The sequence below is a fragment of the Micromonospora endophytica genome, from assembly GCF_003236305.1.
In the GTDB taxonomy this organism is placed as follows: Bacteria; Actinomycetota; Actinomycetes; order Mycobacteriales; family Micromonosporaceae; genus Micromonospora; species Micromonospora endophytica.
Genome location: NZ_POTX01000022.1, coordinates 17,190 through 43,090, shown reverse-complemented (window position 1 = coordinate 43,090; position 25,901 = coordinate 17,190). Strand labels below are relative to the sequence as shown.

24 protein-coding genes and 1 pseudogene are annotated in these 25,901 nt (G+C 71.1%); 15 read left to right on the top strand and 10 right to left on the bottom strand.

The genetic code is table 11. From position 1 onward, the window contains the following. Together C1I93_RS32270 and C1I93_RS05670 are read right to left on the bottom strand one after the other, a co-directional pair. Window positions 1-333 (bottom strand): annotated as a pseudogene (locus C1I93_RS32270) (hypothetical protein); the annotation flags it as partial. Beyond that, a complete protein-coding gene (locus C1I93_RS05670) occupies window positions 327-893 on the bottom strand; it encodes a hypothetical protein (protein ID WP_111242157.1) in 567 nt (188 codons plus the stop codon). The gene C1I93_RS05670 and the pseudogene C1I93_RS32270, both read right to left, overlap by 7 nt. 621 nt (window positions 894-1,514) lie before the next feature. On the opposite strand from C1I93_RS05670, the gene C1I93_RS05665 reads away from it, so the two are divergent. The 5 genes from C1I93_RS05665 (at window position 1,515) to C1I93_RS05645 (ending at window position 6,130) form a co-directional block, all read left to right on the top strand. Then, window positions 1,515-2,273 (top strand): prepilin peptidase, encoded by a 759-nt coding sequence (locus C1I93_RS05665; RefSeq protein ID WP_111242153.1) that lies wholly within the window; start codon window positions 1,515-1,517, stop codon window positions 2,271-2,273. A 72-nt stretch (window positions 2,274-2,345) separates the two neighbouring features. Beyond that, complete coding sequence (locus tag C1I93_RS05660; RefSeq protein WP_111242152.1) at window positions 2,346-4,703, top strand: glycoside hydrolase family 65 protein; 2,358 nt, start codon at window positions 2,346-2,348, stop codon at window positions 4,701-4,703. 200 nt (window positions 4,704-4,903) lie between these two features. Next, entirely contained in the window at window positions 4,904-5,179 is a 276-nt protein-coding gene (locus C1I93_RS31390) for a hypothetical protein (protein WP_181445024.1), read from the top strand. Window positions 5,180-5,188: 9 nt separating this feature from the next. After that, window positions 5,189-5,767: a histidine phosphatase family protein gene (locus tag C1I93_RS05650; protein ID WP_111242151.1), complete on the top strand. Its 579-nt coding sequence runs from the start codon at window positions 5,189-5,191 to the stop codon at window positions 5,765-5,767. Between the two features lie 90 nt (window positions 5,768-5,857). After that, window positions 5,858-6,130 carry a hypothetical protein gene (locus C1I93_RS05645; RefSeq protein ID WP_111242150.1) on the top strand — a complete coding sequence of 91 codons (273 nt, stop codon included), beginning with the start codon at window positions 5,858-5,860 and terminating at the stop codon, window positions 6,128-6,130. A 43-nt stretch (window positions 6,131-6,173) separates the two neighbouring features. Here C1I93_RS05645 and C1I93_RS05640 read toward each other — a convergent pair whose 3' ends face one another. The 6 genes from C1I93_RS05640 to C1I93_RS05615 all read right to left on the bottom strand — a co-directional run bounded on the left by C1I93_RS05640 (window position 6,174) and on the right by C1I93_RS05615 (window position 10,109). Continuing rightward, window positions 6,174-7,295 carry a S8 family serine peptidase gene (locus C1I93_RS05640; RefSeq protein WP_111242149.1) on the bottom strand — a complete coding sequence of 374 codons (1,122 nt, stop codon included), beginning with the start codon at window positions 7,293-7,295 and terminating at the stop codon, window positions 6,174-6,176. 10 nt (window positions 7,296-7,305) lie between these two features. Beyond that, window positions 7,306-8,076 carry a hypothetical protein gene (locus C1I93_RS05635; RefSeq protein WP_111242148.1) on the bottom strand — a complete coding sequence of 257 codons (771 nt, stop codon included), beginning with the start codon at window positions 8,074-8,076 and terminating at the stop codon, window positions 7,306-7,308. Between the two features lie 27 nt (window positions 8,077-8,103). Further along, a complete protein-coding gene (locus C1I93_RS05630) occupies window positions 8,104-8,436 on the bottom strand; it encodes a hypothetical protein (protein ID WP_111242147.1) in 333 nt (110 codons plus the stop codon). Window position 8,437: 1 nt separating this feature from the next. Continuing rightward, window positions 8,438-9,097 carry a YbaB/EbfC family nucleoid-associated protein gene (locus C1I93_RS05625; protein WP_181445023.1) on the bottom strand — a complete coding sequence of 220 codons (660 nt, stop codon included), beginning with the start codon at window positions 9,095-9,097 and terminating at the stop codon, window positions 8,438-8,440. 239 nt (window positions 9,098-9,336) lie between these two features. Continuing rightward, complete coding sequence (locus C1I93_RS05620) at window positions 9,337-9,582, bottom strand: hypothetical protein (protein WP_212808676.1); 246 nt, start codon at window positions 9,580-9,582, stop codon at window positions 9,337-9,339. A gap of 86 nt (window positions 9,583-9,668) precedes the next feature. Beyond that, window positions 9,669-10,109 carry a MarR family winged helix-turn-helix transcriptional regulator gene (locus C1I93_RS05615; protein WP_111242144.1) on the bottom strand — a complete coding sequence of 147 codons (441 nt, stop codon included), beginning with the start codon at window positions 10,107-10,109 and terminating at the stop codon, window positions 9,669-9,671. Between the two features lie 85 nt (window positions 10,110-10,194). Between C1I93_RS05615 and C1I93_RS05610 the strand changes: the two genes are divergently transcribed. From C1I93_RS05610 to C1I93_RS05600, 3 genes are all read left to right on the top strand, one after another. Further along, window positions 10,195-11,988: an ABC transporter ATP-binding protein gene (locus tag C1I93_RS05610; RefSeq protein WP_111242143.1), complete on the top strand. Its 1,794-nt coding sequence runs from the start codon at window positions 10,195-10,197 to the stop codon at window positions 11,986-11,988. Between the two features lie 72 nt (window positions 11,989-12,060). Further along, on the top strand, window positions 12,061-12,339 hold the full coding sequence (locus C1I93_RS05605) for a type II toxin-antitoxin system Phd/YefM family antitoxin (protein ID WP_111242142.1): 279 nt from the start codon (window positions 12,061-12,063) through the stop codon (window positions 12,337-12,339). Continuing rightward, complete coding sequence (locus C1I93_RS05600; protein WP_111242141.1) at window positions 12,336-12,746, top strand: type II toxin-antitoxin system VapC family toxin; 411 nt, start codon at window positions 12,336-12,338, stop codon at window positions 12,744-12,746. Before C1I93_RS05605 ends, C1I93_RS05600 begins: the two co-directional genes overlap by 4 nt. A gap of 98 nt (window positions 12,747-12,844) precedes the next feature. On the opposite strand, the gene C1I93_RS05595 is transcribed toward C1I93_RS05600, so the two are convergent. Next, window positions 12,845-13,213 carry a hypothetical protein gene (locus C1I93_RS05595; protein WP_111242140.1) on the bottom strand — a complete coding sequence of 123 codons (369 nt, stop codon included), beginning with the start codon at window positions 13,211-13,213 and terminating at the stop codon, window positions 12,845-12,847. Window positions 13,214-13,389: 176 nt separating this feature from the next. On the opposite strand from C1I93_RS05595, the gene C1I93_RS05590 reads away from it, so the two are divergent. The 4 genes from C1I93_RS05590 (at window position 13,390) to C1I93_RS05575 (ending at window position 19,366) form a co-directional block, all read left to right on the top strand. Next, complete coding sequence (locus C1I93_RS05590) at window positions 13,390-14,292, top strand: CPBP family intramembrane glutamic endopeptidase (protein ID WP_181445022.1); 903 nt, start codon at window positions 13,390-13,392, stop codon at window positions 14,290-14,292. A gap of 11 nt (window positions 14,293-14,303) precedes the next feature. Beyond that, window positions 14,304-15,893, top strand: coding sequence for a sensor histidine kinase (locus C1I93_RS05585; RefSeq protein ID WP_111242138.1), 1,590 nt, complete (start codon window positions 14,304-14,306; stop codon window positions 15,891-15,893). Window positions 15,894-15,924: 31 nt separating this feature from the next. Beyond that, window positions 15,925-16,593 (top strand): response regulator, encoded by a 669-nt coding sequence (locus C1I93_RS05580; RefSeq protein WP_111242137.1) that lies wholly within the window; start codon window positions 15,925-15,927, stop codon window positions 16,591-16,593. 196 nt (window positions 16,594-16,789) lie between these two features. Next, complete coding sequence (locus tag C1I93_RS05575) at window positions 16,790-19,366, top strand: helix-turn-helix transcriptional regulator (protein WP_146603430.1); 2,577 nt, start codon at window positions 16,790-16,792, stop codon at window positions 19,364-19,366. 59 nt (window positions 19,367-19,425) lie between these two features. On the opposite strand, the gene C1I93_RS05570 is transcribed toward C1I93_RS05575, so the two are convergent. Further along, entirely contained in the window at window positions 19,426-20,688 is a 1,263-nt protein-coding gene (locus C1I93_RS05570) for a hypothetical protein (RefSeq protein ID WP_111242135.1), read from the bottom strand. 392 nt (window positions 20,689-21,080) lie between these two features. Here C1I93_RS05570 and C1I93_RS05565 point away from each other — a divergent pair, with 392 nt between their 5' ends. Genes C1I93_RS05565 through C1I93_RS05555 form a run of 3 tightly spaced genes read left to right on the top strand, consistent with a single transcriptional unit; the run spans window position 21,081 to window position 25,853 of the window. Beyond that, on the top strand, window positions 21,081-22,082 hold the full coding sequence (locus C1I93_RS05565) for an endonuclease domain-containing protein (RefSeq protein WP_111242134.1): 1,002 nt from the start codon (window positions 21,081-21,083) through the stop codon (window positions 22,080-22,082). Further along, on the top strand, window positions 22,069-22,722 hold the full coding sequence (locus C1I93_RS05560; RefSeq protein ID WP_111242133.1) for a hypothetical protein: 654 nt from the start codon (window positions 22,069-22,071) through the stop codon (window positions 22,720-22,722). Before C1I93_RS05565 ends, C1I93_RS05560 begins: the two co-directional genes overlap by 14 nt. Then, a complete protein-coding gene (locus tag C1I93_RS05555; protein ID WP_111242132.1) occupies window positions 22,722-25,853 on the top strand; it encodes a helicase HerA domain-containing protein in 3,132 nt (1,043 codons plus the stop codon). The genes C1I93_RS05560 and C1I93_RS05555 overlap by 1 nt, the downstream gene beginning before the upstream one ends. The last annotated feature ends 48 nt before the right edge of the window (window positions 25,854-25,901 follow it).

Below are 25,901 nucleotides of genomic sequence, written 5' to 3'. Positions count from 1 at the left end.
GCCCCCACCGTTGTCACCGCCGCCGTTGTCGCCCCCGCCGCCGTTGCCGCCGCCAGGCGTGCCCGGCTCGTCATCCCAGACGTTGCAGTTCGGCTGTGCCGGTGGGCACTCGGCACCCGGGTCGGCCGCGCTCGCCGACAGCACCGGTGCGGTCACCAGCATCAGGGCCAGGGCCAGACCGAAGATCACCAGCCGGTTGCCAGCGATCCGGTGGCGCCGACGCTGCGGCCGGGCCGGGGCGCGGTTGCTCCGACCGGCTGGGTTGTGGGTGCTGCGGCGGGCCAGGTCGCGGTCGTTCCGGCCGGCCGGGCGGATGTCGGCCGGGGTCAGCACGGCTGGTCCTGGTAGGCCGCGCCGGCGCTGATCCGCCAGCGGCCGTCGGGATGGCGGGTGGCGGTCGCGGTGGCCAGGTGCCGGGTGCCCCGGGTGCCGGGCACGCCCTTGCCGCCGTCGAGGTAGACCAGCCGGTAACCGGTGGCGTCCACGCAGTCCTGGATCTCCACTGTGGGCGGTGTGGCATCCAGCGCCACCGAGATCACAGTGGGGTCGGAACGCAGCGTGCCCACGCTGACGGCGCCGTGCTCGCGGGCCTGTTGCAGGTTGAACCGGACCCGGGTCAGCAGCGGATCGGCGAGGAACCGGGTGAGGTCCGGGTGGTGCGGGTCGCTGCGCTGGCTCGCCGTACGGGAAGCGGCGAGGTATCCGGCGTACGCCTTCAGCGCCGCCTGTTCCGCCGCCTGCTCGTCGGCGACCTGCGCCGCGTCGACGGGCCTGCTTCGTTCCTTGCCGTCGCCGGTGGCCACCTCCTGCGGGCCGCCGCACGCGGTGGTGGTGCCGACCGCTGCCACCGCGACCAAGCCAGCCGTCCAGCAGCTCAGCTGCCGTGCTCGCACCGTCGTGCCCTCCTCGGTGCCGAACCGGCGATCGCCGTCGCCGGCGTTCGGGCCTGCGGCAGCGCCGCGGGAAGGGCCGCCGAGGTCCTGTCCAATACGCAGCCGCATTTACCCTTGCGGATCTTTGTGGAAATGCCAGGTGCTGGGTGATCGTGGCCGATGGACGTGGGTTTCGTCACATCCAAGGGGCGAGCATAAGCTGATGTCGGCCGATGCAACAGAGGCAATTTGCCCGAACACTCTGAGTCATGAACGGTGGTGGTCCAGGTTGGTTACCCGCAGGTTGCCGGCTGCGCCCGACGCGGCTTGGGCAGTGCGTCGGCGGCACCGCCGCCCCGACCCGGCACGTCCGGCGACGTCCCACCGGCGGGCCGTTCAGAATGGGGTGGGAAATGGTGGGTCGCCCGTTCTGTCCCCTGAATTAAGCGCGCCTTATGTGTGCCAATTGTTTCCCGTGGGAATTCCATCGGGGCGTCCGGAGTGGCTCGGCGCACGCGTCCACACCTACCGGACAGCAGGGTCACAACGGTCGGGCAATCATCCCGAACGGACGGCCAGATTACTTAACGTGGTCACCGTTGGCGGGTGGTCGGCGTGAGTCACCCACCCGCCACCGAGCAAGTGCGCGGCGCGGGCCCGACCGCCGGTCCGGCACCGCAGCGCCCCCGGCCGCTGGCCGTGCTGGCACTCACCCCACTGCTCCGGTACGTCGTCGCCCGGCACTGCGTACCGTCGGGCACCCCGCGGCGTAGTGGCTGCGATGCCTGCGGTACGGCGATCAGCCTGGCCCGCCCCTGGCCGGCGCTCGGCCCCCGGGCACGCTGCGGCGGCTGCGGTGCCCGGGTCGGCGCGCCACCGGCCGCCGTCGAGGTGACAGTCGTCGCCGCGATCGCGTTGCTGCTGCTGGCCGGGCCGCCCACCGGTGAGCTGGCCGCCACGGCCTGGTGGCTGGCCTTCGCGGTGCCGCTGACCTTCGTGGACGTCGCGGTGCACCGGCTGCCCGACCGGCTCACCCTGCCGGCCGCAGCCGGCACCTGGCTGCTGCTCGGCATCGCCGCCCTGGCCGGTGCCGGAGCGGCACCGTGGTGGCGGGCCACCGCCGCCGGGCTCGGGTTGGCGTTCTTCTTCGCCGCCACCACGCTGCTGCTCGGCGCACGCGGCTTCGGCATCGGTGACGCCAAGCTCGCCCTGGGCGCGGGCGCGCTGCTCGGCTGGTACGGCTGGACCGTGCCGCTGCTCGGGCTGCTGCTCGCGCTGACCCTCTCCGGCCTGGTCGCCCTGGTGTTGCTCGTCACCCGGCGGGCCGCCTGGTCCAGTCACCTGCCGTTCGGGCCCTACCTGGTGCTCGGCACCCTCGGTGCGCTCCTGCTGGTCTGGTGAGCCGGAATCGGGTGTGCCGGACCGGCCGTCGGGGAATTTCGGTGGCACTGGCGTAATTCCCTGGAGGACGCTGTGCACCGTACCCCCGATCGGCCATCACCCGACGAGCGCTGGCGGATCCGGCGTAGCGCCGACGATCTGGACCGGCTCGGCGAGACCGAGTCGATCTTCGCGTTGAGCAACGGCTGGTTGGGCTGGCGCGGCACCCTCGACGAGGGGTGGCCGTACGGCATGCCGGGCACCTACCTCAACGGGTTACACGAACGGCGGAAACTGAACTACCCCGAGGAGGGGTACGCGTTCCCGCAGTTGAGCGACACGGTGATCAGCCCGCCGAACGCCACGCTCATCCGGCTCTGGGTGGGCGACGAGCCGCTGGACCTGCGGACCGGGACGCTGCGCAGCCACGAACAGGTGCTGGACCTGCGCGGTGGCGTGGTCGAGCGGTGCACCGAGTGGATCTCACCGGCCGGGCACGGGGTGCGGGTACGCAGCACCCGGCTGGTGTCGTTGCCGCGTCGACGGGTCGCCGCCGTCGACTGGACGGTGGAGCCCCTGGACGGGCCGGTCGAGCTGCGGATCTGCGCCGACCTGCTGGCCAACGAGCGGATCCCGGAACGCGCCGACGATCCCCGCGCGGCCTCGGTGATCTCCGAACCGCTCATCGCCGAGCGGCACCACGCCGAGGGTGTCGACGGCGTACTCGTGCACCACACCGAGCACAGTGGACAGCGGGTGGCCGTCGCCGTCGCGCACTCGCCGTCGACCCCGGAGCACTTCGCCACCGACCTCGACGCCACGCCGGACCGGATCCGGCTGAGCCTCACCGGCACCCTCGCCACGGGCGAGCAGGTCCGGCTCACCAAGTTCGCCGCGTACGAGTGGGCGGTGGTCGACGAGTCCTCGCCCGAGGAGCTGGCAGCCGAGGTGACGGCAGAGGCGGACGCCGCCCGACAGGAGGGCTTCGCCGGGCTGCTCGCGGCGCAACGTGCCGCCCTGGACGCCGCCTGGCACACCGCCGACGTGCTCCTCGACGGCGACGCCGAGTTGCAGCGCGCCACCCGGTTCGCGCTGTTCCACCTGATTCAGGCGGGCCGGTCGGACGGCGACCGGACCATCCCGGCCAAGGGGCTGACCGGCAACGGCTACGACGGGCACGTGCTCTGGGACACCGAGGGTTACGTGCTGCCGGTGCTGACGTACGTGGCACCCGCTGTGGCCCGGTCGGCGCTGGCCTGGCGGCACGCGCACCTGCCGCAGGCCCTCGACCGGGCGGCGGAACTGCGGCTGGCTGGGGCGAGCTTCCCGTGGCGGACCATCGGCGGCGAGGAGTGCTCCGGCTACTGGCCGGCGAGCACCGCCGGCCTGCACGTCAACGCCGACATCGCCGACGCGGTGCTGCGTTACGTCACCGCCACCGGCGACCAGGAGTTCCTCGCCGGCCCCGGCCTGGACCTGCTGGTGCAGACCGCCCGGTTGTGGCACCGCTTCGGGCACTTCACCGACGACGGCGGCTTCCACATCTTCGGCGTCACCGGCCCCGACGAGTACGCCGCACTCGTCAACGACAACCTCTTCACCAACCTGATGGCCCGCCGTAACCTGAACGGCGCGGCCGACGCGGTGCAGCGGTATCCGCAGGCAGCAGCCCGGCTGGACGTCGACCCGACAGAGGTGGCCGGCTGGCTGGCCGCAGCGGCGGCGATGACCTTGCCGTACGACCCCAAGCGCGAGGTGCACCAGCAGGCGGCCGGCTTCACCGACCAGCCGGAGTGGGACTTCGCCAACACCAGCGACGACGAGTACCCGCTGCTGCTGCACTTTCCCTACCTGGAGCTGTACCGCCACCAGGTGGTCAAGCAGGCGGATCTGGTGTTGGCCATGCTGCGCTGCCCGAACGAGTTCACCGAGGCGGAGAAGGCGGCCAACTTCGCGTACTACGAGGCGCGTACGGTCCGGGACTCGTCGTTGTCGGCCGGGCCGCAGGCGGTGCTCGCCGCCGAGCTGGGCCACCTCGACCTGGCGTACGACCTGTTCGCCGAGTCGGTGATGCAGGACCTGGCGGACCTCGGCGACAAGACCGGCGACGGGCTGCACCTGGCCGCCCTGGCCGGGGCGTGGCTGGCGCTGGTGCAGGGTTTCGGCGGCATGCGCGACGACGGGGAGCTGCTGTCGTTCGATCCCCGGCTGCCCGACCGGATCGACCGGCTGGCCTTCAGCCTGTGCTGGCACGGCCAGCGATTGCTGGTCACCCTGACCGCCGACGAGGCCCGCTACGAGCTGCCCGACGCCGACCCGGGCACCGCGGTCGAGTTGCTGCATCACGGCGAGCGGCTGCGGATCACCGCAGGTGCGCCGCTCACCCGCCCGATGCCACCCGTTCCTGACTGGGGCCCTGCGCCGCAGAGTAAAGGAGGGTCCCCCTCTTAACGCCTCGTGTATAGGAGGGGCCCCCTATTAACATTCCCCGCTCGCCGCGCCGGTGCGGTGCGCCAGGGGTCGTCGATCGTCATCCGGTGCGGCGAGCGGGGCGGCGGGCGCAGGCTGGGGAGGATCGGCAAGTGCCTGCCTCCGGACGCCTCGGACGATCAGGTAACCGAGGATCCAGAACTCGCCGACGGTCGCCGGGATTGGACGTTGGCGGCGGCGTCGCCGACCGGGACGCTCGCCACCTCGGTGGCGGTGGCGAGCAGGGCGGCACTGCCCAGGATCGCGACGGGGTTGACCATGCCGACGGCGTTGACCATGCCGACGGCGGCGATGGCACGGCGGCGGTGGCGGCCTGGAGCGTGTCCGGCAATGACGCTGGCGAATTGATCTGGTCAATCTATCAAGTGTGTCGTTTTGAGATTGGTGAAAACCCGGGACGCCGAGAAACCGATCCACGGCATTTGAAGCTCGGCTAGCCTGTTCCGGTGTCAATCGTGATCGTTTTTGAGACCCACTCCTGGAGTGAGGACAATCAACGCGGTGTCGCGACCGGTTGGTCGCCCGGCCGGTTGTCGGAACGCGGGCGGGAGTTGGCAGCGCAGCTCGGCGAGCGCCGCCGCGCCGACGGCACCGACGTGGTCTTCACCTCCGACCTGCGGCGCTCGGTCGAGACGGCGGAACTCGCCTTCGCCGGCAGCGGGGTTCCCATCCTGCACGACTGGCGGCTGCGGGAGTGCGACTACGGCGCGCTGACCGGCATCCCCGCCATCGAGTTGCACCAAGGCCGCGACAACTATCTCGACCAGCCCTATCCCGGTGGCGAGAGTTGGCGGCAGGCGGTGCACCGGGCCGGGCGCTTTCTCGCCGACCTGCCGACCCGCTGGGACGGCTGCCGGGTTCTGGTCATCGGTCATGTGGCCACCCGATGGGCGATGGACCATTTCCTCGACGGCGTGCCGATCGAGGAACTCATGGCCGCTGACTTCGGTTGGCGCGAGGGCTGGGAATATCATCTCCAGGCGGTTCCGGAAACGGCGTCAGGCCGTTGGCACTCACACGCCTGACGGTCCGACGCGCCGTCGCCAGGCTGCCACCGGCGGGATGACGGGCGTCGGGGTGCAGCCGCCCGCGTCGGCGTACGGGATGATGGGTCGATGCAACCGCGACCGCCCCGGGTATTCGCCGCGGACGACATCCTCTCCGGTCGGGTGTCGCTCGACGCCTATCCGTTCCGGTACATCTACGTCACCCCGTCGCTGTCGTCGGTGTTCGCCGGCCGGTTCAACTACCGCTTGAAGACCGGCAACAACGGGCCGCCCGACGAGATGCTCACCGCCGTCGAACTGTTGGAGACCCGTGGCTGGGAAGTGGTGACGGTGGACGCCAGCGGCCACGTGACAGTCATGCGGCGGGTCATGCACCGCTGACCCGACCGCGGTGGCGGGAGCCGACACCAGCGGTGGCGGCGACTCAGCGGCGGCACCGGCGGCGGATCAGCCAGTAGCTGACCCCGGCGACGGTGAGCGCCACGACGAGGCCGCAGATCACACCGCCGACCAGGGCCACCCGCCCGCCGATCCGATCGAGCAGACCCTCGCTCGGCGGGCCCGGATCACCGAGCGGATTCGTGGTTACCGTCGGCCGCTGCGCGATCAGCGCCGTCGCCGCGTCGACCACCCCGGCGCCGAACGTGCTGTCCGGGCCGGGCGGCCCGAGATCCTCGGCGGTGCCGAGCAGACGGTCGAGCACGGATGCCGCGTTGAGCTCGGGATGTCTCTGGCGTACCAGCGCGGCGACGCCGGCGACTATGGCACACGCCTGGAGGTCACCCTGCGCGGCGATCGGACCGTACCGCTCGTCGGACGACGACTCGGCGCTGAGCCCGACCAGGCCGAGCGTCGCCCCTGGCGCGGAAAGGTCGATCCGACTGTCGAAGGAGGCGGCACCGTCGCGTTCGTCCTGTGCGGTGAGGCCGCCGACCACCAGCACCCCGGTGCTCACCGACTCGGCCAGGCCGTCGGCGCTGCGGGCGTCCATGATGACGACGACGTCCCTGGCCAGGGCGTAGCGCACGCCGTCGAGGTGGTCGGTGTCGTCGTCCACGGTGAAGCCACCTGACATGTCGATCACCCTGGCGCCCTGGTCGACAAGCCAGCGCAACGCCTGCGAGACCTTCTCCGCACCGACCGGACCGCTGATCGGCTGAATCTCGGCTCGTGGGGCCACGCCGAGGACACCGTCGCCACCCCGGGCCACGACCAGGCCGGCCAGGGCGGTGTCGGCGGCCCGTCCGGCCGCGGTGTCGGCGTCTGCCGGTCGCTGTCTGATCGCGCCGTCGGCGCCGACGTACCGGCCGGGCCGGACCCGCCCGTCGAGGTCGGGATGGCCGGCGTCGACGGAGGAGAGGAACATCCCGACAAGTACGCCGTCACCCTGCGCCGTGGCGTGCGCCTCGACGATGCCGATCCGGTCCAGATGCCACTGCCGGTCCCGGGCCGGCTCGGCGGCGACCGGCTGAGCCAGCAGCACGGTCACGGCCGTGGCGGTCAGGGCCGCCGCGACCCGCCTCGGCGCCATCCGTTGCCCACGCATCCTGGTATCTCTATCGGCTGACGGCCTGCGGCCAACTCCCACCTGGGAAGAAGTCGTTGTTGTTGAGGATCCCCCGCGCCTCGGAGAGCTTGCTCATGCTGTCGAACATGTGCTTGGTGGCTTCCTGGACCATCTTCAGGACGGCGCCGATGCTGTCGGCGATGGCAGCCGCCACCGTGTCGATCGCCTCCAGGATGCCGAACACCGTGGCGATCTCGATGGCGGCCTCGATGATGGCCTCGATCACGTCGATGACCGGGTCGGTGATGTCGACAAGGAATTTGGCGTTGAGCGCCGCGACGTCGATGAGCCACTGCCCGATGTCCTTGACGACGTTCGTGGTGCCCTGGAGCCCCTTCTCCTGGCCCCACCGCTTCTCCATGTACGCGCGACCCGCCTCGCCGCCCCACGCGTGCAGGCCGTTCGGGCGGATGTCCCGTGCGGTGCCCACCGCGCCACTCACCTGCGGCAGGACCTGCTCGGTCCAGAGGAAACCCTTGTGCAGCAGGGAGAAGACCGGAGTGGAGGCGGAGAGGAACTTGCGGATCTCCTGGGCCAGCTCCCGCAGCTTGTCGAAGAGCCCGTCGAGGCTGCTCTGCACCTTCTTGGCGAACAGGTAGGCGCCGATCGGCGTGACGAAGGACGCCGTCCGTAGCGCGCTGTTTATCGCATTGATCAACTTCTGGGTCTCCGGATCGATCCGGTCGACCTCGGTGGTCAACTTGGTGACTGCCGATTGCAGGGTGTTCTCGGCGGCGGCCTGGTCAGCTCCCGGAGCCATGGGCGGCCTTCCTCTCTGCGCTCACTGCTACTCCCCGTAGATCTTCACGAAGTCGGAGGCGCTCATCTGGTCGCCCTCGTCGTACAGGTCCCGCGCGATGATCAGCGCTTCGGCGATCTGCTCGAACTCCGTCTTCGCGTCCTTCATGAGCGTGTCGACAAGAGAGTGGATGTCGTCGTACGCCTTGCCGAGCTGCTGCGCGGTCATCGGATTGCCGCAGAAGAAGGCCGGCGAGTCCAACACCAGATTGGCGGCCACGCCGCGCAGGTTGCCCATCAGGGTGGCGAGTTCACGCCATTTCTGGGACTCCCCGTCGAAGGCGCTGAGGATGACCCTGAGGTCGTCGTTGTCACCCGGCATCTCACACGCTCCTTGTGGCGTCGTCCTGGCTCCGCGCCGCGCGCAACGCGAGCACGACGTCCTCGCCCAGCGTGGCGGCGCGGTCCCGGCGTACCCCGTTGGCCACGGTGATCTCGGCGATGTCGCCGCCGCGCACGGTGACCGACACCATCCGGTGTGGCCCGTGCACCACGCGCGCCTGCGGTCTGTCGAGCTGCCGGAGTCTGCGTCGCCGCTCCCGCTCGTACTGCCGCTCCTCCAGGTCGTGCAGTGCCGCGCGGACGTCCGCGAAGGAGGGTGCGACGAGGGTCGCCGGTCGCTCGGCGTCGCTCGACCGGCCCGCCGCCTCGGCCGCAACCGGCGGGGGCGCCTCGCGCTCCGCGGCCGACATCCGTTCGGCTACGGCGTCGAGCACCGCGACCATCGCCGCCTGGTACGCCTCCAGCAGCGCGGGACCCACGCTGCTGGCGGGAGTGCGGGCGAACCATTCCCGGTCGATGTCGACGGACTCCACCTGCCCCGCGCCGTCCGCCACGACGCTCACCACGCCATGGGCATCGCTGCCCCGGTGGTGACCCTCCACCCGGGTCCCGGCCCGGACGGTGTGCCGCAGCGACCGCACCGACGCGGCAAGTCGAGTCAGACCCGCGACCGGGTCATCCCGTTGGCTGTGTGTGGACATGTGCCATGACACGGACGCCCTCCCCCGTACAGCGTCAGCAGAATCCGCGCCGAGACGTCGAGGACCCGACCGCGTGCCGACATAGTAATGACTGCTGGCAGCCGTGGGTGCCCCGTGCGGGGCACCAATGGTCCGCGGGCGTCTTCCTTCCTCCATCGCCAGGTGATGGATCGCCCACATCCGTCGGTCGTTGCCGTCGATCGCGAGCAGCGCCCCGGCGTCGTAGACGTAGAGAACGCTTACGCGACTGCCTGACCGGACCCGCTCAGCGCCTGGGCGTCGGCGGCGGCCATTTCCGCCCGTGCAGCCGCGATCTCCTCCACGGTGAACGCCCCGTGTTCGGCCTGCCAGTCCGCGATCAGTCGCCGCCCGACGGGTCGCCGGAGTTCATTCTCAGCTGCGCTGGCGACCAGCCGGGACAGCGGAATGCCGTCCTCACGAGCTGCCGTGCCGAGTGCCTCCACCAACTCTTCGGGCAGGGTCACCGTTACCTTCTTCGCCGCCGTACACCCACCATGCGCTGGTATGGCCGATCGGGGTGTGGTGTCTGTCGCCATCTGGCGCGCGGCGCTCAGGTGCGGAGGGTACGCAGGATGCGGGCCAGTTCGGTGCGGTCGGTCGGGTCGAGGTGGCCGAAGAAGCGGTCCGCCTCGGTCCGCCGGGCGGTGCGGATGGCGGCGCTGACCCGGTGGCCCTCCTCGGTGAGCGCGACCAGGGTGGCCCGCCGGTCGGCCGGGTCAGGTCGGCGTTCGACAAGCCCCCGGTCCTGAAGGTCGTCGACGACCTCGGTGGCCGAGCGGGGCGCGATGCGCAGGTGCTCGGCGAGCGTGCCGGGGCGTACCTCGCCGTGCCGCGCCAACACCCCGAGGGCCCGGGACTGGCTGGGCGTCACGTCCCACGGCGCGAGGGCTTCCCGGGTCTGCCGGCGCAGGTGGGACGCCACCGCCCAGAACGTCTCCGCCAGGCTCTCGTCGTCGGCCCGGTCGGTGTGCTCCGGGGTGGGTTCGGTCACGGGAATACCGTAACAGGAAGTGCTGTTGCTCCCTCATGATGAGGTAACCTCAGCATATCTGGACCCGACCGAAGGGCAGTGCCACTTGGAACCCATCCCCACCGGCCGCGACCGCGGCCACCGCACCCTCACCGCCGAGGAGAAGGCGCAGGCCCGCCAGGTGTCGCTGCGCCGGATCGGCCGCCTGTTCACCCCCCACCGGGCCGCGCTGGCCACCGTCACCGTGATCATCGTGGCCTCCTCGATCGTCGCGATGGCCAGCCCGTTCCTGCTGCGTACGGTGATCGACCGGGCCCTGCCGCAGGGCGACCTGACACTGCTGGTCTGGCTGGTGCTCGGCATGGTCGCGGTGGCCGCCGTGACCGCCGTCCTCGGCGTCGTGCAGACCTGGCTCTCCACCCGGGTCGGTCAGCAAGTCATGCACCGGCTCCGCACCGATGTCTTCCGTCACCTCCAGCGGCAGTCGCTCGGCTTCTTCACCCGCACCCGCACCGGCGAGGTGCAGTCCCGCATCACCAACGACATCGGCGGCATGCAGACGGTGGTCACCTCCACCGCCACCGCCGTCGCGGCAAACCTCACCACGGTGATCGCCACAGCGGTCGCCATGCTGGCGCTCTCCTGGCAGCTCTCCCTGGTCTCGCTCGTCGTGCTGCCCCCGGCGATCTGGCTGACCCGGCGGGTCGCCCGGATGCGGCGCGAGATCACCGCCCAACGCCAGCGCGAACTCGCCGACCTCAACGTCACAGTCGAGGAAGGACTGTCGATCAGCGGCGTGCAACTGGCCAAGACCCTCGGCACCGGCCCCGCACTCGTCGACCGGTTCACCGCCTCCTCGACCCGGCTCGTCGACCTGGAGCTGCGCAGCGAGCTGGCCGGCCGCTGGCGGATGGCCTCGATGAGCATCATCTTCGCCGCCGTGCCGGCGGTCATCTACCTCGCCGCCGGCCTGCCCGGCGCCGCCGGCACGCTGAGCATCGGCACCCTCGTCGCCTTCACCGCTCTCCAGAGCGGCCTGTTCCGGCCGCTGATGGGGCTGCTCAACGTGGGCGTCTCCCTGGCCGCGTCGCTGGCGCTGTTCGCCCGGATCTTCGAGTACCTGGACCTGCCGGTCGACGTGGCCGACCCCGCCGAGCCGGTCCGGCTCGACCCCGTCCGGGTACGCGGACACCTGCGCCTGGATGACGTGACCTTCAGCTATCCCGGCAGCGACACCGCGGCGCTCGCCGGGATCACCCTCGACGTGCCGGCCGGCACCAGCCTCGCCCTGGTCGGCGAGACCGGCTCCGGCAAGAGCACCCTGGCCGGGCTGATCAGCCGGCTGTACGACCCGACCGCAGGCCGCGTCACCATCGACGGCGTCGACCTGCGTGACCTGCGCCTGGTCGACCTGGCCGGGATCGTCGGCGTGGTCAGCCAGGAGACGTACCTGCTGCACAGCACCGTCCGGGAGAACCTCCGCTACGCCCGCCCGGACGCCACCGACGCGCAGATCGAGGCCGCCGCCCGCGCCGCCCAGATCCACGACCTGATCGCGGCCCTGCCCGACGGGTACGACACCATGGTCGGCTCGCGCGGTCACCGGTTCTCCGGCGGCGAGAAGCAGCGGCTCGCGATCGCCCGTACGCTGCTGCGCGACCCGCGCATCCTGGTCCTCGACGAGGCCACCAGCGCACTGGACACCGAGACCGAGCGGGCCGTGCAGCGGGCGTTCGACGTGCTCGCCGAGGGGCGTACCACGATCACCATCGCCCACCGGCTCTCCACCGTCCGCAACGCCGACCAGATCGTGGTGCTCGATCACGGCCGGGTCGTCGAGGCCGGCGACCACCGCAGCCTGCTGGACCGCAACGGCCACTACGCCACCCTGGCCGCCTGACCGCCGCCCACCGCCACGGCCGGTTCGTCGGCAATCTGGAAAAGTAGAACGTTTAGTTCTACGCTCTGATCCATGGAGCGCATCGGGGTGCGGGAGCTGAACCAGAACACCAGCCAGGTGCTGGCGCGGGTGAGTGGCGGTGAGACCGTCGAGATCACCGACCGTGGGCGGCTGATCGCCCGACTTGTCCCGGTAGGTGACGACAGGTCAATGTTGGCCAGGTTGGTCGCCGCCGGACGGGCGGTCGCTCCGATCGGCGGCGGCCCTGTTCCGCTTCCGCCGAAGCTCGGTGACGAGAACGTGAACGTGGCCGCCACCCTCGCCGCAATGCGGGAGGAGGAGCGCTGGTGATCTACCTCGATTCCGCTGCCGTCGTCAAGCTGGTGCGGCAGGAGGAATGCAGCGCTGACCTCGTCGCCTGGCTGAACAGTCACGACGACGTACCGCTGGTCTCCTCCGCCCTGGTCGAGGTGGAAGTGCCCCGAGCGTTACGACGCTCCGCTCCGCAAGCCCTGATCGGAGTGCCGGCCGCTGTCGGCCGGCTCTTCCGGCTGGAGATCGACAGCACGATCCGCGCGACCGCAGCGGCCTTCGCCGAGCCGGCGCTCCGTAGTCTCGACGCCATCCACCTGGCCACCGCACAGGTGCTGACCAACGAGTCCGGTACGGCACTTGTCGCCTTCGTCAGCTATGACCGGCGACTGCTCGAACAGGCCAAGATCGCGGGACTGCCCGTCGCGAGTCCCGGCCAGGGCTGAACTCGGTCCACGGTCATCGGCGCCAACCAGCCGAGTACGTCGAACACGAGTCCGACCAGGTGCGGCCGGCCGAGCGGCGGCGGGCAGCCCGGCAACTGTCACTCTGGGATGGTCAGACTGGTCTTTTCCGCGAGGGTGCCGTTGACGAAGCAGAACCGCCACAGGTCAGGGCCGTTCTCCTCACTCAGCGCAAGCGAGTAGTAGATGCACGAGGCGCCCTCCGGCATGCCCTTCTTACCGGGGTCGCCGGCGTAGAGATCCTTGTCGGGCAGGTCGGTGAGCGGATCGGGCAGCGCGGCGCGTACCTGCGTCTCCGGCGCGCCCACCTGCTGGGCGTCGAACTGCTGGCGGGTGATGCCAGCCTTGATCATCTCCTTGCCGGTGGCGAACAGTTGGTAGGCCGAGAAGCCCAGCCCACTGCACAGGACAGCGAGCACCACCGCGATGCCGATTCCAACCTTCTTCACGGCCGTTCCTCCAAGAGGTCGTTGGGAATGCCGAGAAGCGTCGCCGGAAACGGCGGACGAGTCGTCAGTGCTTCGTGGGATCTCGGCCGTCACCGCCGTACGACGAAAGTGATATCGACGATCACGCCTACGGCAGACGTCTCCCACCCGGGTCGTTCACGACGATGATTCGCATGATGACGACGCTTCCCCAGCAGCCGGCACCGGGCGTGACGCCCGCGCCGGTTCCCTATCACCGGCTCGCCCACACCGGCCGGCACCGCTGGTGGCGACCGGCCCTCGGTACGCTGCTGATCCTGGCGGGCCTGCCCCTGCTCCTCGCGGGCGGCGTCGCCGCGGTCGGCTCGATCGTGGTGCTGGCCGGCGGGCCACGGGACTTCCTGGACCGCAGCGCCGAGGCGGAGTTGGCCTTCACGCTGCTGCCCTTCGCCGCGCTGCTTCCGCTGACCCTGCTGGCGGCCCGGTGGGTGCAGCGTCGCCCGGCCGGGACGGTGTCCTCGGTGGCCGGACGACTGCGCGGGCGCTGGCTCGCCACCTGCCTGCTGCTCGCCGTACCCGTGGTGGGGACGAGTTTCGGGCTGCTCGACATGCTGCCGGGTGACGGTACGGAGTTCACCTGGACGGGTTGGCCACGGGTGGCGGCGGGTCTCGCTCTCGTCGTGCTTCTCGTGCCGTTGCAGGTGGCCGGCGAGGAGTATTTCTTCCGCGGTTGGCTGGTGCAGGCGTTCGGGTCCTGGATGCGCTCGCCGTGGCCTGGAGTCGGCCTGTCCTCAGTGGTGTTCGGGCTGGTGCACGGCCTGGACAGCGGCTGGAGCCTGGTCGCCCTGATTTTCTACGGTGTGGTGTCGGCGGTGCTGACCATCCGGACCGGCGGGCTGGAAGCCGCACTCGGCCTGCACATCGTCAACAATGTGTCCGTGATCGCGCTCATCGTCGTCACCGGCACGATGGATGCCAATTCGGTGACCACCGCGCCGGCGGCCATCGTCGACATGGTCGCCGTGATGATCTACGCCGAGGCGGCGCTGTACCTGGCCCGGCGGCATGGCATCAAGTCCGGCGGGGCGGTCCGGAATTGAGCGGGGGCGCGATGGCCACGGCGACCGTAGGGTGGGCCACCGGGTGGCGCGAGCGGGCAGGCCAGGTCGGGGCCTGGCGGCTGGTCTACGAGATCGGCCTGATCGTGCTGGTGACCCTCACCGCGACGATCACGTCGGCCACCGTGAGCTGGTACCCGGCAGCGCCGTGGCTGGTCGCGATCTCCACGCCGGTCCTGCTGGCGCTGCGGCTGCGGATGCCGACGACCGCGTACGTCGCGATGTCCGTGATCGGGCTGGCCACCGGAGGACCCAACACCCTGGTCCTGCTCGTGCTGAGCGCCGCTGCCGGTTACCGCGTCGCGCGCTGGTGGCAACTGGCAGCCGCGCTCGCCGTGGGCTGGGTGTGTTACGTCGTCTCCCTGGTCTGGATGCAGCCGCTGGATGTGCAGTGGGCGGTCCTGTTCTCGAGCATGTTCGTGGCGCTGGCGGTTCTGCCGGCCGGCGTGGCCCGGTTGGTGCGGCGGCGGCGGATGCTGCTGGCGGCGATGAACCGCCGCAACGTGCAGTTGCACAACCAGCAGGACGAGATCGCCCGGCAGGCGCAGACCCGGGAGCGGGCCCGCATCGCCCGGGACCTGCACGATTCGCTGGGACACAAACTGACCCTGATCTCCCTGTACGCCGGAATGATGCGCGCCGAGCAGGACGGGCGTGCCGAGCAGGACGGGCGTGCCGAGACCGTCGATCTGGTGCGGCAGACCGCGTCGGCAGCGATGACCGAGTTGCGGCAGATCCTCGGCATCCTCGGGCAGGACGACACCCAGTCCCTGGTCCGGCCGCTGTCCGGCCTGAACGAGTTGGCCGAGCAGGCGCGCGCCTCCGGCGCCCAGGTGGAGATCGTCCAGGAGGGGGAGTCACGGCCGCTGGCGACGCTCACCGAGCACGCGGCGTACCGGGTGATCCAGGAGGGCCTGACCAACGCGCTGCGGCACGCCCAGGGCGGCACGATCGTGCTGACCCTGCGGTACGAGTCGGACGCGCTTGTCGCAGGCGTGACGAACACCGCCGGGCAGCGGGTCGTACGGGTCACCTCCGGGCAGGGGCTGCTGGGTCTGGCCGAGCGGGTCCGGGTCGCCGAAGGCATGCTTTATCACGGGCCGACGCCGGACGGCGGGTTCCGGCTGGCGGCGACGCTGCCCTACGTGAGCGACGAGTCCGCCCCGCTCGGCGCCGGTCAGCGACCGGTGCCGCCCGGCCCCGACTTCGCGGTGCTTGTCGACCGGGAGCGTCGCCGCTCGCGGCTCGTCCTGGCGCTCAGCGGCCTGGGCATCGTCGGTCTCCTGGTGCTGTGCCTGGCCGGGGTCGCGATCTGGGTCACGTTGAGCGACGGTTCCGTTGACTCCGAAACCTACGCCGCCGCCCGCGTCGGCGCCGCGGAACGTGACGTCCGTGCGCTACTGCCCGGCGCTGACCACGCGGTCACCGGAGTGGCCGGAGGCCGACCGGTGCCCGGTGCCACCTGCGTCGACTATGCGGCGTCGGCCCTGGCCGAGATCCGCGCCGAGAGCACCGGCATGATCTACCGGTTCTGCTTCCGCGACGGCGTGCTGGCCGACAAGCAAGCCTTCGAGCAGGAGTGACAATCACCGTACGACGGCGAGGGACGATGCCATGACGGATGCTCTGCGGGTGGTGCTGGCCGACGACGACTCGTTGATCCGTACCGCTATCGACGCGATCCTGCGGCCGGCCGCCGACATCGACCTGATCGCGCAGGCCGCCGACGGCCGGGCCGCGATCGACCTGGTCATGCGGCACCGGCCGGACGTGGTGCTGCTCGACATCCAGATGCCGGTCCTCGACGGCCTGGCCGCGCTGCGGGAGATCCGTCGCCTGGTGCCCTCGGTGCAGATCGTGGTGCTCACCACCTTCGGCCAGGACGAGTACGTCGCTCAGGCGCTCGGCGACGGAGCAGCCGGGTTCCTGCTCAAGGAATCGGCCGCCGAGGAACTCCCGTACGCCATCCGCGCCGCCGCCGCGGGCAACGCCTTCCTCTCCCCGAAGATCACCCGGCAGGTCCTCAACAAGCTGCCCACGGCGGCCGTCCGGCCGGAGCGCGACCTGGCCCAGATCGACCTGCTCAGCGCCCGGGAGCGCGAAGTCCTGATTCTGCTGGCGCAGGGCCTCTCCAATGCCGAGATCAGCCGGAGCCTCTTCGTCTCCGAGGGGACCGTCAAGACCCACGTCTACCGGGTGTTCGCCAAACTCGGTTGCGAGAACCGGGTGCAGGCCGCCATGTTCGCCCAGCGAGCCGGTCTGCTGGAGCCTGGCGCGGGCTGACTCCCCCATACGGTCCGCAGGCGGTCACTGAGAGCCTGACTCTGGCCACCCGCGACGCATCGATTGGGCTGTACGACGTGGACGTCCGCAAGGTGTGACCAGGCTGGGCGACCACACCAATCTCGTCGATGACCAGCCAGAGTAGGGTGCCCGATGGCACCTTGGCGCACGACAGGTGGTGGTGGATGATCCCGGCATGACGATGGTCGGCCGGGCTCGGGAGCTCGGTGAGATCCTTGCCGCGGTGCGCGAACCACTGACGGATGTGGTCCTGGTCACCGGCGAGGCCGGCGTGGGCAAGACCCGACTTCTCGACGCCGTCTCCACCTCTCTTCCCGCCGTCCGCGCCTGGGGCACGCGCGGACTGTCGCACGTCCCACTGGCGGCTCTGGCTCACCTGGTCGACCCGGCGACGACGTCACTCGCGGAGATGGTCGCCCAGGTGCTCCGAGCGGTCCCCGCCGGCGCCGTGCTCGCGGTCGATGACCTGGACGGGTGCGACGAGGTCTCCCTGGCCGTCGCGGTGCGGGTCGCCCGCGACGCCGGCCGCACACTGGTCGGCACGGTGCGGACCGCCGACGGTCGGGTTCCGTCCGTGCTGGCCGAGCTCGCGGCAGCATCGGGCACCGTCGTGCTGCCGGTCGCGCCGTTCGACCGGACGACGACGGAGGAGTTCGTCGACACGCTGCTCGACGGACCGGTGGACGCCGGAGTGGTCGCCGACGTGTGGCGGCGTACCGGCGGGAATGCCCTGTTCGTCACCCAGTTGCTCGACGGCGCGCGACGCTCCGGCGCGTTACGCCGTTCGACGGCCGGCTGGCACGCCGTCGGACCGCTGCCGGTCCCGACGGGGCTGCGCAGCCTCCTGCCGACCCGCCTGGCGGGTCTGCCCGACGACGCTGTCTCCGCCGCCCGCTTCCTGGCGGCCACCGGCCGGGCGACCGACGGCGAGGTCGAGCAGGCCGGGCACCTTGGTGGAACCGAGCACCTGGTCACGCACGGGATCGCGGTCTGGGCGGCCGAGACCGTGCGGTTCGTCCATCCGTTGTTCGCCGAGGTGCTGTGGGACGGGCTGTCGCCCGCCCAGCGGCGGGCGGTGCTCCGCGAGCACCTGGCGGTCGCCCGGACCCTCGCGCCACACGACCACGTACGGTGCACCGTACTGAGCCTGGACGCCGGCGAGGCCGTGCAGCCGGGTCCGCTGCTGGCCGCAGCGCGGGTCGCGGCGGCGGGCGGCGCGACCGACGTCGCGGTACGGCTGGCTCGGGCGTGCCTCGACCGGGCCCCCGATGTCTGGACCACCCACCCGGAGGTCGCCGTCGGCGCCGCCCTCGTCTACGCGGTCACCCGCTGGGAGACCGGGCGCGCCGATGAAGCCGTGACCGCTCTGCGTGACGCGCTGGACCGCACCCCGCCCGGCGCGGACGCCGCTTTGCTCGCGGTAACCCTGCACAAGGTGATCCTTTGGGGTCGCTACGACCTGGCTGGCGCCCGGAACGTGCTGCGGCAGCAATCCGCCCGATACCCCGCCGGGGCACCGGTTGAAGCCCTCTTCGCGGTCGCCGAGGCCGACGCCCTGGCGTACGCCGGATTCCCGGACGAGGCGCTGGCCCTCGCGTCGGTCATCTCCGACGGCACCAGGCTGCCGCTGCCGGTCCGGACCATGCTGGCGACCAGCCGCAGCAACGCCCTGGCGCACATCGGACGGACCGGCGAGGCGGTCGCCGTCATCGAGGAACTGCTCGACCAGGTCCCGGCCGCCGGGCCGGAGGCGGCCGCCGGGACCCGCGACAAACTTCTCGTGTACGCGAGCCACGCCCTGCGTGAGCACGGTCGCCTCGACGACGCCGCCGACACCGCCGAGCGTGCCTACCACAGCGCGCTGGCCAACGGCGTCGTCTTCGAACGCGCCTGGGCCGCCTGCTGCGTCGGCGCGGCCCGGATGCAGGCGGGGCACCTGGACGATGCGGCGCGCTGGGCGCGGCGCAGCCTGGTGACCTCGGTGGCTGCCGGGATGACCGACTGCACCCGGGTCTGCCTCTCCGTGCTGACCGTGGCCTACGGCTCACGCGGCCTGACCCCGGATCCGGCGTGGGTGCGGTATCTGCGCTCGCCGGAGGCGGGCCTGGGATTCCTGCGCCACACCGTCCCGATCGCGCTGGGCTGGGCGGCGTACGCCGAGGGACACCATGCCCTCGCCTGTGACCTGCTGCGGCAGGGCCAGGCCAGGGCCGCGCAGGAACGGGCGGTGGCAGCCGAGTCCTGGATCCTGCACGAGCGTCTCCGGATGCACGATGGCACCGGGGTACGCGCCCGGCTGACCTCGCTCGCCGTCGGGTCCGCGGTCGGCGCGGCGCGCCTGGCCCTGGCCACCGGGCTGGAGCAGGCCTCCCCCGAGACCCTGCTGGCGGCCGCGGCGGCCTTCGAGGCCGTCGGTTCGCCGCTGTACGCGGCCGAGGCCGCAGCGGCGGCGTCCCGATGCGCGTCCGGTCGGGCCGCGGCTGCGGCCCGACGACGAGCCGACGAACTCGCGCACGAAGTGGGTGACCCGCCCACCCCCCTCTTGGGCAGGTCACCCGTGCCCGCCGACCCACTGACCTCCCGCGAGCGCCTCGTCGCCGAACTCGCGGCGGGCGGGGCGACGAACGCCGAGATCGCCAAGCGGCTGGTCCTGTCGGTGCGGACGGTGGAGAACCACCTGTCCCGGGCCTACGCCAAGCTCGGCATCACCTCCCGGGGTGACCTCGCCCGGTACGGGATCTCGAACCGGTAGTCACCCGCTCCGACGGCGGACGGCTGCGACGACATCCGCGTCGCCGTCGGACAGCGGTCTCAGCAGGTGCCGGGGCCGGACGGACAACCTCCGCCGGGGCCCCCGATGCCGGTCGCCCCGTCGAGCGGGCTGGGCAGGTCGGGACGGGTCTCCGGCTTGGCCTTGTTCCAGCCGGTCCCGAAGACCATCGCGCCGACGTGGGTGGCGATGTCGTCGCCCGAGAACAGCGAGATCAGGTCCCGGCGATTCAGGGCCGCCTTGACGTCGTCGTCGGTCAGCACGCCGATCACGGACGGGGCATCCTGCACCGGGGTGACCGTCGCGCCCTTCATCGTGAGCACCTTGGCCAGCGCGGCGGTCGCCTCCTGGTGCGAGAGCCAGGCCGTGCCGGGCAGGACCAGTCCGGTGAAGTCCTCGCCGGTGGTCATTCCGTCGGTGCAGTTCTCACCCTTGGCGTCGCACTTCTGGGTCGTGGTGGTCGATGAGGTCTCGTTGCCGTCCTCGTCGACCGTGCGCTCGGTGTGGGTCTTCTTCGTCCCGGTGGTCTTGCCGTTCTCGTCGCGCTCGTACTCCGTGGTGTCCTTCGTGATCGTCGTGCTGCCGTCCTTGTTTCTCTGGTGGACGGTGTGCGTCTCCTTGACGACGTTCCCGTTCTGGTCGCGCTGCGTCTTCTCGGTGTGGTACCTGCCGCTCAGGTCGTAGTACGCCTCGTCGGTCGACGTCCCCGCCGTGTTCAGATCCTTGTCGTAGTACTCGGTCCGGCTGCTCGACGTGCACAGGTCCTCGCACCCCGGCGTGCCGGGAAAGGTTCTCGACGAGGACCCGTCGCCGTACCCCTGCACCCACGTCCCGTTGTCGGGGGCCGTGCTCGTCACGCCGCCGTGGCTGGCTGCCCACCACGCGGTCGCGCCGTCGTACGCGCCGTACCAGCTGCCGTTGAACCGGCCGAGGTCGATGTCCATTTTCTTGCCGGAGCTGCCGAGGGTCAGGCCGAAGGTCAGACCGGTCTTCCAGGGCGCTTCGATGCCGAGGCCCTTCAGCAGCCCGTCGTCGATCCCGGCGAGCGCGAGGCTGTCCCTGCGCGTGGGGATCCCGAAGACCTGCGACGGCAGGCTCGACCCGACACCCCCGAGCTGATGGGCGTACCACTTCTTTTCCAGGCCCTTGACGAACTCCTCCGGGAACACGGCCCACGTGCCGTACCCGAGCTCGTAGGTCGGCAGCTTCCCGTCGAGCGTCGCGTCCAGGACCAGGCGCAGCGGCGGGGTGCTGGCCGGGTCGAGCGGGTCGTAGCCGAGGGCGATCTCGTCGGCGTCGGCCACCCCGTCGCCGTCGGAATCGACGACACCTAGCGCGAGGTAGCAGGCGGACAGATCGCATATCTGCAGGTCGGAGAGGTTGTCGCTGCGTCGATCGTCGTCGGCGCTGGCCGGCGACGCGAAAATCGTTGGAAGCAGAAGGGCGCCGCAGGCCAGGGCCGTCAGTGTGCGCCTGAACCAGGTATTGGATGCAGAGACGGATTGAGAGCACATCATGAGGGCGAACCTAGGGACCCGTCGGGTGCACGTCCTGAGTGGTACGTACTCAAACGTGCGACGCGGCCGCCTGAGTGTGCAAGACATTCGCGTACGGTCCGAAACGCGACTCTGCACTGGTGCCCGGCGAGCCTGTGCGGCAACGTCCACGGCCGATGGGGGAGGGGTGTCGCGGCCGCATGAGCCGGAAACTCGCAGACGTGCCGGCGGATCGGGTCGTCGCACTGCCTGAGGCACCTACCGACGCGTTGGCCATGCTGATCGCCCGCGACCAGGGGGAACTGGCCGCCGTGGTGCATCATCCGGTCGTACGCCATGCGATGCCGGCGGAGTTCGCGCACGCCGCGGTGAACCGGCTCGAACAGGTAGCTGTCGAACTCCTGCCGGCGTGGCTGCCGGAAGCGGCGGAGGAGGTCCGCCCCGACACCGCCGGCCTGGCCGCGATCCGGCTCGCCGCCACCGCCCTCGCCCGCCGCGACCGCTACCCGGGTTCCTTCCTGCCGGACCTGGCCACCTTCGCGGTGACCGCACGACGGACCACCGCCACCACCACCCTGCCGTTGCGTGTCCGGGCGGCCGCGCTGGCGCGCCTCGTCGCCGACGCGTTCGGCCGCCGCAAGGTGGTGCTGCTCGTCGAACCGACCCAGGCCGACGGTGCCGTGGTCGCGGCGGGCGCCGCGTGGCTCGTACACCATGGCGGCCCGGCGGTCTGGCTGACCGGAACCGGCGCGGCGCGGCTGGAGGGAGTTCCGGTCGCCCGGATCGACCTGCCCGCACCTTCCGTGCCTGCCCCGGCACCTGCGGTGATCGGGAAGCCTCATCCGGCGAGCGCCGTCGAGCAGCGGCTGGAGGCGGCGCTCGCCGCCGTGAGCTGGTCGGCCGGGCGGATGTGGAACCAGAGCTACCAGTCCCATCCCTTGGCCACGCCGGTACGGCTCGATCTACTGTGGCCGGACGAACGGTGCGTGGTGGAGATCGACGGTCCCGAGCACTGCCGCCCGGACCGCTTCGAGGCCGACCGGCAGCGCGACGTCCAACTGCAACTGGACGGACACGTCGTCCTGCGTTTCACCAACGCCCGGGTAACCCACGACGTCGGCGCCGTGGTTCAGCAGATCGGTGCCTGTCTGCGGAACCGCCGCCGAGACATAGCGGAAGGACGCCTTCATGGCTGGCGATGACCTGACTGCATCGGAGAGCGCGATCCTCGTCGTGCTGATGGCCGAGGCGCGGGAGGTGCTGAACACCGAACTGCGCGACCGGTACGGCCTTGACGTGCGCAAGCCCCAGCGCGACAAGCTCACCCGCCTGCACTACGTGGCGGCCCGCAAGAGCGGATCCACGTACGCCCTGCAACTTGACGACAAGGGCTGGGTACGGGTGCAGCACGACCTTGATTTCACGCTCCGTGGCGCGGCGGCGCTCGGCGCGGCGTTGACCGCCCTACAGAACAGCCTGCGGGAGCGGGTGCTCGCCCGCAGCGGCTGCGCCACGCTCACCGAACTCTTCGCGTTGAGCGACGTACGCGCACCAGCCACCGCCACGCCCTCCGCACCGGCCGGGTCGCTGCCGGCGCGCGTGGTCAGCGCCTACCACGCGCTCGCGGCCGAGCCCGGGGCCTGGGTGAGCCTGCGCCGGCTGCGCCCGTTCTTCGCCGACCTGCCCCGGGAGGAGCTGGACGACGCGCTGCGGCAGCTCAGCCGCTCCGACGGCGTGCACCTCACCCCGGAGTCGAACCAGAAGACGCTCACCGAGGCGGACATCAAGGCCGCCCTGCACCTCGGTGGACAGGAGAACCATCTGCTGGCGATCGGCGTGTGATGAACGAGGCGGAACGCGCCGCCCTCGCGGCACTGCGGTTCAACTGGGCACCGGTACCGGACGACGTGTGGCGACCACTGCCGTTCCACATCGAGGGCCTGCACGCCCCGGTGCTCCGGGAGGTGCTCGCCGGTGTGGCCGAGGCCGCGTCGAGCACCGCCGGCAGCCCGCTCGGCCTGGTGATTCAGGGCCGGCGCGGGTCCGGCAAGACCCACCTGCTGGGCTGGGTCCGGCAGCAGGTGCAGCAACAGGGCGGCTACTTCTTCCTGGTGAGCCTGCTCGACACCGGCACCTTCTGGGACAGCGTGCTGGCTGCGATGTTGGAGGGCCTGGCTCGGCCGGTGCCCGGTGGCCCGCAGACACAGCTCACCCTGCTGTTGCAGCGGTTGTCGGCGCTGGTGGGCGCACCTCGGACGGCCCGCCGGGCGGTGATGGGCGAGACCGAGCTGACCCGGCCGGCGCTCGACGCCTTCCTGAACGGACTCGGCGACTTCGACAGGCACGCCGCCCGGATGTGCCAGGAGACCGCCCGGGCGCTGGCGCTGAGCGCCTCCGAGGACCTCGGCCACCGCGACCTCGCGGAGAACTACTTCCTCTCCGGGACGGAGGTGGTTGCGGGTGAACGCGCGGCCTGGGGCATGCGCCGCGTGCCGCGTTCCGCCCAGCAGATCGTGCAGGACCTCTCCTGGCTGCTGGCCCTCACCGGCCCGTCGGTGGTGGCGATCGACCAGGTCGACACGCTTGTCGCCCAGTTGGCGATCCAGGGCGACCCCACCGTGGTGGGCGCCGCCGCGATGAGCCCGGAACAGGCGCTGATGCTGGCCCGGATGGCGGACGGGTTGATGTCGCTGCGGCAGAGCACCCGACGGACGCTCACCCTCCTCGCCTGCATCCCCAACTCGTGGACGATCATCAAATCCACCGCCGCCGACACCGTCGCCGACCGGTTCCGGGAGACGCCGATGCTGCGCCGGATCGACGACGCGGAACTCGGTCGGGCGATCATCGAGAAGCGGTTCACCCTCCGCTACCAGGAGATCGGATTCACCCCGCCGTACCCGTCCTGGCCGGTGTCCCCGCGTGCCTTCGCCGGGGCAGAAGATTTCACGCCGCGTCAGTTGCTCATCGAGATCGACAAGCACATCCGCGCCTGCATCGCCGACGACGACCTCCGGGAGCTGGTGAGTCTCGGCGGACCACCGGCCGCGGAGCCCCGCGCGCCGCTGCCGGCCCCGATCGCCACCAGCAGCGCGGAGATGGCACAGTACGACGCCCGCTTCGCCGAGCTGAGGAGCAGCGCCGACAGCACCGGCCCGCTGCGGCGGGCGTCCGAGGACGAGCTGATGCCGGCCCTGCTCAGCGCCGGGCTCACCGCCTGGATCCTGGAACGTGGCGACGCCGGGGAAGCGTTCAGCGTCGACCCGCCACCGAGCACCGACCCGCCGCTGCACGCCCGGCTCCGCCTGACCCTCGACGAACACACCGAGGACCAGGTGCACTGGTGTTTCCGGGCGATAAGCGACGACCACCACGGCAACGCGGCGCTGGCCCGGCTCCGCAAGGCATGTGTGGCCTCCGCGCTCACCACCGGCCTGACCAGACGCAAGCTGTTCCTGTTGCGCAATCGCGAATGGTCCAGCAGCGCGGCCACCCAACGGGCCGTCGGTACGTTCACCGAGGCCGGTGGGCAGACCATCGGCCTCGACGACGAGGACCTGCGGATTCTCTCCGCGCTGCGGGTGATGCTCGCCGAAGCCACGATGGACCTTCAGGGGTGGCTGGTCGCACGCCGGCCGACCCGGGACCTCAAGTTCCTCCAGCACGCGTTGGCCGACGTCGACGGCTGGACGTCGGCCGGTGGCCCGCCTCCCCCGGCCCCGGCAGCCGCCGGCCCGACCGAGCCGGCGTTGGTGATCGGGTACGGGTACGACGACGACAAGCCGGCCGCGTTGGCGCTCGAGACGCTCCGCAAGCACACCACGATCTTCGCCGGCTCGGGTTCCGGCAAGACGGTGCTGATCCGCCGGATCGTGGAGGAGTGCGCGGTGCAGGGGGTCTCCGCGATCGTCCTCGACCCCAACAACGACCTGGCCCGGCTCGGCGAAAGCTGGCCCACCGCGCCCACCCAGTGGCGACCGGGCGACGCGGCCAAGGCACAGGACTACCTGGCCCACACCGACGTCGTGGTCTGGACGCCCCGGCGGACGGCGGGCCGCCCGCTGAGTTTCCAGCCATTGCCCGACTTCACAAGCGTGCGTGACGACCCGGACGAGTTCGCCGAGGCGGTGGAGGCGGCCGTGGCGTCGCTCGCGCCCCGGGCCATGGTCACCGGCCGGGCCAGCCGGGCCCACCTGGGGCTGGCGGTGCTGCGCAAGGCCGTCGAGCACTACGGCCGCCGTGGCGGGACGCGGTTGAAGGGCCTGATCGACACGCTCGCCGACCTGCCGGACGGCATCATCGACCTGGACGACGCCGACAAGATCGGTCTCAGCCTGGCGCAGACGTTGACCGCCGCCATGGTGAACGACCCGCTCTTCGGTGGCGAGGGCACGCCGATGGACCCCGGGATCCTGCTCACCCCCGAGCCGGGCAAGCGGGCCCGGATCTCGGTCATCAGCCTGATCGGCCTGCCCTCCGACGACGTACGCCAGAGCTTCGTCAACCAGCTCCAGATGGCGCTCTTCGCCTGGATCAAGAAGAACCCGGCGGGCGACCGGCCGTTGCTGGGACTGCTGGTGATGGACGAGGCGCAGACCTTCGCCCCGTCGGGCGCGATGACGGCCTGCACGCAGAGCACCCTGGCGCTGGCCGCCCAGGCCCGCAAGTACGGCCTCGGACTGATCTTCGCGACGCAGGCGCCGAAGGGGCTGCACAACCGCATCCCCGGCAACGCGGCGACGCAGCTCTACGGCCTGATGAACAGCCCGATCCAGATCGAGGCGGCCCGCGAGATGGCCCGGGCCAAGGGCGGCGACGTGCCGGACATCTCCCGGCTGACCGTCGGCGAGTTCTACCTCGCCGCCGAAGGCGCCGCGCCCCGGAAGGTCAGAACCCCGCTGTCGCTGACCCACCACCCGCGCAGTCCGCTGACCGCCGAGGAGGTGCTGGCCCGCGCGGCACAGCGCGGGTAGCCGCACGCATGCGTTCGCCCAGCTCATCGGAGCGTACCGGGACGGCAG